This is a genomic window from Kitasatospora sp. NPDC004272, assembly GCF_053603035.1.
In genome coordinates, this window is record NZ_JBSGET010000247.1 from 1 (window position 1) to 5817 (window position 5817).

5 protein-coding genes are annotated in these 5817 nt (G+C 76.0%); 2 read left to right on the plus strand and 3 right to left on the minus strand.

Annotated elements, in window-relative coordinates:
- Nucleotides 1–59: 59 nt before the first annotated feature.
- On the minus strand, nt 60–974 hold the full coding sequence (locus tag ACWEO5_RS37825) for a hypothetical protein (protein ID WP_452166607.1): 915 nt from the start codon (nt 972–974) through the stop codon (nt 60–62).
- Nucleotides 975–1173: 199 nt separating this feature from the next.
- Between ACWEO5_RS37825 and ypfJ the strand changes: the two genes are divergently transcribed.
- Nucleotides 1174–2064 (plus strand): KPN_02809 family neutral zinc metallopeptidase, encoded by an 891-nt coding sequence (ypfJ, locus tag ACWEO5_RS37830; RefSeq protein ID WP_452166608.1) that lies wholly within the window; start codon nt 1174–1176, stop codon nt 2062–2064.
- Between the two features lie 105 nt (nt 2065–2169).
- On the plus strand, nt 2170–3252 hold the full coding sequence (locus ACWEO5_RS37835; protein ID WP_344552247.1) for a glycoside hydrolase family 26 protein: 1083 nt from the start codon (nt 2170–2172) through the stop codon (nt 3250–3252).
- On the opposite strand, the gene ACWEO5_RS37840 is transcribed toward ACWEO5_RS37835, so the two are convergent.
- Nucleotides 3229–4410, minus strand: coding sequence for a GNAT family N-acetyltransferase (locus ACWEO5_RS37840; protein WP_452166609.1), 1182 nt, complete (start codon nt 4408–4410; stop codon nt 3229–3231). The genes ACWEO5_RS37835 and ACWEO5_RS37840 overlap by 24 nt on opposite strands.
- Entirely contained in the window at nt 4407–5078 is a 672-nt protein-coding gene (locus ACWEO5_RS37845; RefSeq protein ID WP_452166610.1) for a lipopolysaccharide biosynthesis protein, read from the minus strand. The genes ACWEO5_RS37840 and ACWEO5_RS37845 overlap by 4 nt, the downstream gene beginning before the upstream one ends.
- Nucleotides 5079–5817 lie beyond the last annotated feature (739 nt).

Genomic DNA, 5817 nt, shown 5'->3' on the forward strand with positions numbered 1-5817 from the left:
CCCGGCCCGGCGCCCCCCCCGCCCGGGCCGGGACGGTCGGCGGTCGGCCGACCCGCCGGTCACTTGTCGCAGGTCGGGCGGGCCGCCGCGAACGGGGCGGCGGTGCTGCCGCAGCCGGTCTCCCGGCCGCCCAGCGTGGTGTCGTACACCCAGCTGCCGATCACCGGGCCGTCCTCGACCGAGACCCGGTGGCCGTCCAGCGGGCGCAGCACCACGTCGGGGCCGGTGACCAGGAAGTTGCCGTGGTCGGTGAGCGAGAACACCGCCACGCCGCCGGGCAGTTGGCGGGAGCCGGAGCCGGGGGCGGACGGGCACAGCCGCGGGACGAGCACCGCGTCGTCGGTCGCCGCGGCGCGGGCCGGCAGGAACTCGCAGCCCGTCGGGGGCTGGGCGTTGAAGCGCAGGTCGCCGTCCCGCTCGCGGAAGCCCATCAGCAGGCCGGGGGTGACCACCGTCACGAACGCGTCGTTGACCTGGTCCGGGGACGGGCGCAGCGCGTCGACCGCGCGCCGGGTCATCTGCTGCTTGCGCTGCGTCTCGGTGCGGTCGGCCGCGCCGGGCTCGCCGTCGGCGCGCAGCCAGTCGGCCAGGCCGGGCACGCTGCGGTGCCAGCGCACCGAGTGGTCGGCGGTGTCGACCGCGGTGATCATGCCGTCGTCCCAGACCGTCACGACGTCCCCGGCGAGCCGGGTGAGGTGCAGTGCGGTCGCGCCCTCGCGGCGGTAGGACCACAGGCGCTCGCCGGTGCTGGTGGAGTACACCTCCACGCCGGGGCCCACCCGGAAGTCGGCCTGCTCCGTGCCGGTCGACTGCGCGCTGACCGGGCTGGCGTCCGCGGCACCCGGGACCACCCGGTCGCCGAAGGGCTCGGGACGGTTGGCGTGGGCCGCCGCTCCGGCCGCGAGGACCAGCAGGACGGCGGCGGCGGGCAGGACCGATCGGGGCGACAGGCTTCTCAGCGGGTTGAAGGACACGGGCGGAGTTTATCGGGCGGGCACTGACAGGACCGCAGGGTTTGACGGCCCGCGCGCCCGGGCGTGTCCCCGGCACGGGACTTTATCCGGCCCTGACGCGTCCCGGCCCGACCTGCGGCGGTGCCTTTCCGGCGCATGACCGGGGCCCGCTGGGGTACGCGCTCGACGGCCCCACGGACTGTTACAGAGGTGAGACGGAATGCAGTTCGACGACGAGGCGGAACTCGACTCCTCGCAGGTCCAGGACCGGCGCGGCATCCCCGGCGGCGGGCTGGCCGTCGGCGGCGGCGCGATCGGCATCCTCGGCCTGGTCGTGGCGCTGCTGTTCGGCCTGGACCCCGGCCTGTTCGGCACCGACGGCCAGGGCGGCGCCGCGCCGCCGGTCGGGAAGGCCACCAGCTCCGCGCAGTCGGCCTCCGCCTGCAGGACCGGCGCGGACGCCAACGAGCGGCAGGACTGCCGGGTCCTGGCCGTGGTCAACAGCGTCCAGACGTACTGGCAGGCCGACTTCGAGGCCCGCGGCCGCACCTACGCCCGGGCGCAGAGCGTGCTGTTCACCGACCGGGTGGCCACCGCCTGCGGCACCGCGACCTCCGCGGTCGGCCCGTTCTACTGCCCCGGCGACCACAAGGCGTACTTCGACCTGGGGTTCTTCGACGACATGGGCCGCCAACTGGGCGCCCGGGGCGGGCCGTTCGCCGAGGCGTACGTGGTGGCGCACGAGTACGGGCACCACGTGCAGAACCTGCTCGGCACCACGGACAAGGTCGGCGGGGACCGGCAGGGCGCCGACAGCGCCTCGGTGAAGCTGGAACTGCAGGCCGACTGCTACGCGGGGGTGTGGACGCACCACGCCACCACCACCCCGCAGCCCTCCACCGGGCGGCCGCTGATCACCCGGCTGACCGACCAGGACATCGCGCTGGCCCTGGACGCCGCCCAGTCGGTGGGCGACGACCGGATCCAGCAGCGGGCCACCGGCCGGACCAACCCGGAGACCTGGACGCACGGCTCCTCCGCGCAGCGCCAGCAGTGGTTCACCACCGGCTACCGCACCGGCGACATGACCGCGTGCGACACCTTCGGCTGACCGGCTCCCGGGTTGACCCGTTGGGGTGACTTGGGGCATTTATGACGGTCCGTCAGGCTAGGCTCCTGGGGCCGGAATCGTCCCCTGGACCCGTACGGAGAGCCCATGCGTCTCGGCCGCCTGACCCTGGCCGCGGCCGCGCTGCTGCTGGTGACCACCGCGAGCGTGCCCTCCGGCACCCCGATCAGCCAGACCGAGCGCCACGCGGCGCTCTCCTCGGACGCGATCCAGCCGCGCGGCGCGGCCCCCCGGCCGGTGGTGCAGCGGGCGGTGCACGAAGTGCCGTTCGGCGCGTTCGTCGGCTCGTGGGACAACTACATCCCGAACATCGCCCGGATGTCCTCCTGGCTGAACAACGCCAACATGCAGGTCGGCCACACCTACCTGGCGGGCAACGGCTGGCAGGACGTCGAGGGCGAGCCGATGGTGCTCGGCCTGTGGTCGCAGTGGCGGCAGTCCGACCCGGGGCGGCGGCTGGTGCTGGGCGTGCCGATGCTCGTCCCCAACGAGGGCAACGTGCCGGACGCCGAGGTGGCCCGGCTGCTGGCCCGCGGCAACCAGGGCGAGTTCGACCAGCACTTCCTGCGCCTCGCCCGGAAGCTGGTCGCGTTCGGCGGCGGCGACACCGTCATCACCCTCGGCTGGGAGATGAACGGCGTCACCTACACCTCGCGCTGCAAACCCGACCCGACGGCCTGGAAGGCGTACTGGCGGCGGATCGTCGGCGTGATGCGCTCGGTGCCCGGCCAGCACTTCTCCTTCGACTTCACCCCCACCCGCGGGCTGGACGCGATCCCCTGGACCCGCTGCTACCCCGGCGACGACGTGGTCGACATCATCGGCATGGACAGCTACGACCAGCCGGCCGGCGGCACCTTCGACGAGTACGTCTCCGAGCCGTACGGGCTGCAGGACCAGGTGGAGTTCGCCGCCAAGCGCGGCAAGCCGGTCTCCTACCCGGAGTGGGGGCTGTTCCGCAACGGCGACAACCCCGAGTTCGTCCGGCGGATGGTGGAGTGGATGCGCACCCACGACACCGCCTACCAGACCGTCACCGACTACTGCCCGCACGGCTTCTGGCAGTGCAAGGACAACCCGAAGTCGGCCTCGGTGTACCGGCAGTTGATGTCCGGCTCCTCCGGGGCGGCCGGGCCGCTGAAGACCTCACCGCAGTCGCCGCTGCGCTAGCGCCTCCTTCAGCTTCGGCGCCCGGGTCCGCAGGACGTGCACGGCCGCGATCCGGGCCCGGACCCGCAGTGCGCGGGCGACCGCGGCGGGGGCGAGGCGGCCCGGGCCGAGCACCAGGCGCTGGTTGGACAGTTGGTCGGGACGCCAGCGCTGCTTGTACGGCTCCTGGCCGCGCAGCAGGCTCAGTTGCGGTATCCCGGCGGTGCGGGCCTCGTCCAGCGCGGCGTTGAACAGCATCCCGGCGATGTCCACCTTGTCGCGTAGCTTCGGGTGGGCCCCGTACATGTAGAGGCCGCCGAACCGGGCACCCAGGATCACCAGGTTCACCGCCAGCACCTCGCCGTCCAGCTCGAACCGGTGTATGGCCGCCCGCCCGGTCGCCACCAGGCCGGTGGTCGACTCGGTCAGGTGCTCGGCGAAGCGCGCGGTGCGGTGTTCCGGGGTGACCCCGCGGTCCTGCCACTGCAGCATGTGCAGCCGCAGCAACTCGCCTACCGTGTACGGGACTTCCTCGGCGGTCACGGAGTGCACCCGCACCCCCGACTGGGCGATCTTGCGGAGCTTGACCCGGTTGCGCTGGGCGCTCTTGCCGGGCAGCCGCTTGAGCAACTCGTCCATCGGGACGGCCGGCAGGTACTGGCACAGCGAGTCGGCGTACCGGTGGCGGCGGCCGCGCCAGTGCGCGTACACCCGCTGCACGGCGGCCGACGGGTGCACCTCGCGCAGCTCCAGGCTGTGCCAGGGGCGGCGCAGCGGGAGCGCGGCGGCCAGCTCGGCGGCGGCCCGGTCGGCGCAGTCGTCGTCGAGCAGCACGTCGGTGAAGTCGACCAGGCCCGCGCCCAGGTTGGTCAGGCCGCCGAACGGGCCCCGGCGGCGCAGCGCGGCGGCCCCGACCAGCCGGCCGTCCCGGCGGACCAGCACCAGCACCAGCGCGCCCGGGCGGCCGTAGCGGCGCCACCAGGAACGCAACCAGGGCGCGGCCTGGAAGGCGGTCGCGGTGGCGCACCGGCGGTGCAGGTCGTCCCAGTCGTCGGCGAGCCGGTCCAGGGCGTCGTCGGCGCGCAGCACCTCACCGGTCCACCGCTCGCGGTCGGCGGCGTCCCGGGCCGGCTGGGCGGGCACCCGGGGGCCGGCGCCGGGCCGCTGGCGGAGCTTCACCGGGCACCCGCCGGGGCGGGCCGCTCGGCCTGCACGACCGGCTCAGCCGGCTCCGTGCGCGGGGCGGGCTCCGGCTCGGCCTGGCCGGGCAGCGCCGCCCCGACGGCCGGCTCGCCCTTGCGGCGGGTGAGCATCACCAGCGTGCCGAGCAGCACGCCGGCCGCCGCGCCGACGCCGGTGTCCAGGGCCGCGGACGGCGAGGACGGGGCGTCCGGCTCGGCGGCGGGGGCCAGCGGGACCAGCCGCACCCCGGTCTCCTTGCTGCTGGTGTTGCCGAACGCGATCAGCGACTTGGCCACCGCGTCCGCGTTCTTCACCGCCTCCGCGCCGCGGGCGCCGGTGCCGGTGATCTCGATCACCGGCGCGTCCGGCGAGGTGGTGCCGCGCACCAGGCCGGCCAACTCGGTCACCGAGTGACCGGTCTCGGCCGCCGCACCGATCAGCACCTGCGGCTGGCCGGTCAGCCGACCGTACGCCTGGGCGAAGTTGACCGCGGTGGAGTTCTCGCCGGGGTTGTTCGGGACCACCACCACGTACGAACTGGCGGCGTAGCTGGGGTGCGAGACGGCGGCGTATCCGGCACCGGCCACCGCACCGAGCGGAACGGCGACGGCCAGCGGCCACCAGCGGCGGACCAGCGCGCGGGCGCTGCGGCGGGGTTCGGGCATCGGTGACTCCAGGGAGGTCGTAGGGGTGAACTCGTCGCCGCGCGACGGCGCGGCGCGGAGCGGGGAGGACGGCGGGGAAGGACGGCGGGACGGCGGGACGGGGCGGACGGCCGAGCGGGGCGGGAGGGGCGCCGGCGGGGAGGAGCGGTGCCCCGGCCGGGACTACCCGCTCGATCCCCGGCGGCGCCCGGCGGCACCCGGTGCGGGCTTGCGCGCCGCGCGCCGGGCGGGCGGGACGGGTGCGGTCGGCGGCGCCGGTTCGGCGGCGGGCTCCGGTGCGGTGGCGGGCTTGCGCCCGATCCGGCCCCGGAACGCCCGAACGAGCGCTGCCGGGCCGGAGCCACCGCCCGGAGCGCCGACGCCGCGGGAGGGCTCGCGGCCCGCACGGCCCCGGGGGCCGTCGGCGGGCGCTGCCGGTCCGGAGCCCGCGCCCGAAGCACCCGTGCCGGCACCGGACCCGCGGCCCGCACGGCTCCGGAGCGCGGCAGCGGGCGCTGCCGGGCCGGCACCCCCCTTCCGGGTGCCGGCGGCGGACCCGCGCCCACCGCCGTCCCGGACCGGCGCGGCCGGAGCCCCGGCACCACCGGCGGGCCCACCGACCGGCCCGCGGCCGGCACGGCCCCGGCGGGCGGGGGCCGCCCCGGCCCGACCCGGGGCGCGGTGCGGGGCGGTGGGGGGGGGGGGTGTTGGCGCGGGCGGGCGGGTGTGGGGGGGGGGTTTTGGGGGGGTTGGGGGGGTT